The sequence below is a fragment of the Clostridium sp. HV4-5-A1G genome (genome assembly GCF_900184915.1).
GTDB classification, from domain to species: domain Bacteria; phylum Bacillota; class Clostridia; order Clostridiales; family Clostridiaceae; genus Clostridium_B; species Clostridium_B aromativorans.
Genome location: NZ_FXYI02000324.1, coordinates 1 through 1,635 on the forward strand (window position 1 = coordinate 1; position 1,635 = coordinate 1,635).

Here is a 1,635-nt window from a genome sequence, read left to right on the forward strand (position 1 = left end):
TTTTAATTACCTAAGTTTTGTACCAACGTAAAATAATATTTTTGATTTTAATGCCAGTAAATTTAAGCCAATAATTACTAAATTTATCCTCTTTTTAATCACAGTTTGCTGGTTTAATGTGGTAACCCCAAAAAACAAATTGCTTAATACAGGTAAAACAGCTTTACCATTAATGGATTATATTGCATTACAATTTTAAATATTAAAACATAGTTGTTCATATGATGGTCCACAAAGTGCATCTGTAATAATTCTGGAAAGTTTGGTAAGTGAAGGAATATTAACCTCTATTTTATCAATAGTTCGCCTTACAAAACCTTTTATATTACCAACTTTCTTTACTAGAACTCTAACCCCGACAGTTTCTAATTCAGTATTATGCAATGTCGTTGTTTTAAACCAGGTTATAAGATTATGAGTTAAGAAAACTAACCAGAGGAATCCATAAATACCATAAAAAGAAGTAGTTCTAAGGTTTTTAATATGATATACATTTTTAGCTATTTTAAAAAATGCTTCAATTGTTTGACGTTCATTATAAAAGTGAAATATTTCAACTGCATCCATATTATTTGAATCAATATTGGTTACAAGCATTGTATGTTTTAATTTACCACTTTTAGTGAGAATTTGAACTATTATAATTCTCAATCCACCAGTATTATGGAGCTCGTAAACCCATGCAGCCTCATCAGCTTTGGTATACTCAGAATATGGTATTCCTTTGGCAATATTTTTTGCTTTTACAGTAGAATAACCTTTGGTAACAAACTTTAAGTTAGGTATGGATTTCATTAGCTCGATTATATTTGTAGAGCCATATCCACTATCTGACCGTATAATTAAATTACCATTATTCAATGAGTCTGTGTACTTTGACAATGCAGATTCAAGCAAATCTTTAAAATGATCTTGACAATGTGTATTCCCAGAATCAAGATACATTGCAATTGTTTCAGAGTATTTTCCTGTAAATGCTGCTGACATTTGGTATCCACACTGGTTTTTTTTCTTTGAGAAATACCCTTTTGCGGTTAATTCATAGGATTTTCCGTTTGCAATTAATCCAGATTGATCGAAATCTACAACGACATATTTATCAGTAAAAACTGAATTGCTATTTTTAATGAAAAGTTTATGATGTATATCTTCAAACTGGGATATAGAGTCAATGTCAAAACGGTTTAAAACTTTGTTAATCTGTGATTGATCAGGAAAACTATCCATATTGAATAAATTTGCAGATAATTTTTCTGGTCCAAGGTTTTCATTAATGTCTTTCATAAATTCACAGCCTACAACTATGGACATTATTATGGTGATTAGTTTCTGATAGACCGAGAATTTAACTTTTTTCATCTTTAGTTTAAAATTTTTTAAGGGCTTAAAAAATTCAAGCTTTAGCCCACATTGCATTACTGAAATAAGCCAAATGGAAGTAGTTTCTTCTTTACAGTCACTTTGAGAAAATGTTATCTTATTCATATAGGATAATACCACCTTTCATGATTGTTTTTCCAAAGAAGCTATTTCTAGAAAGGTGTGATATTATCCTCTAGTTACTTTTTGGGTATAATACCATGGAAATTTGTTCATGTTAGTCAGATTTTGTTTGTACGAAATCTAGGTAATTAA

General features: G+C 29.4%; 1 protein-coding gene. It reads right to left on the reverse strand.

The genetic code is table 11. The features are described 5' to 3' along the window. Positions 1 to 195: 195 nt before the first annotated feature. The gene (locus tag J5G60_RS18210) at positions 196 to 1,485 is read right to left on the reverse strand and encodes a transposase (protein ID WP_150359064.1); all 1,290 of its coding nucleotides are present in this window, start codon (positions 1,483 to 1,485) and stop codon (positions 196 to 198) included. Positions 1,486 to 1,635: the final 150 nt, after the last annotated feature.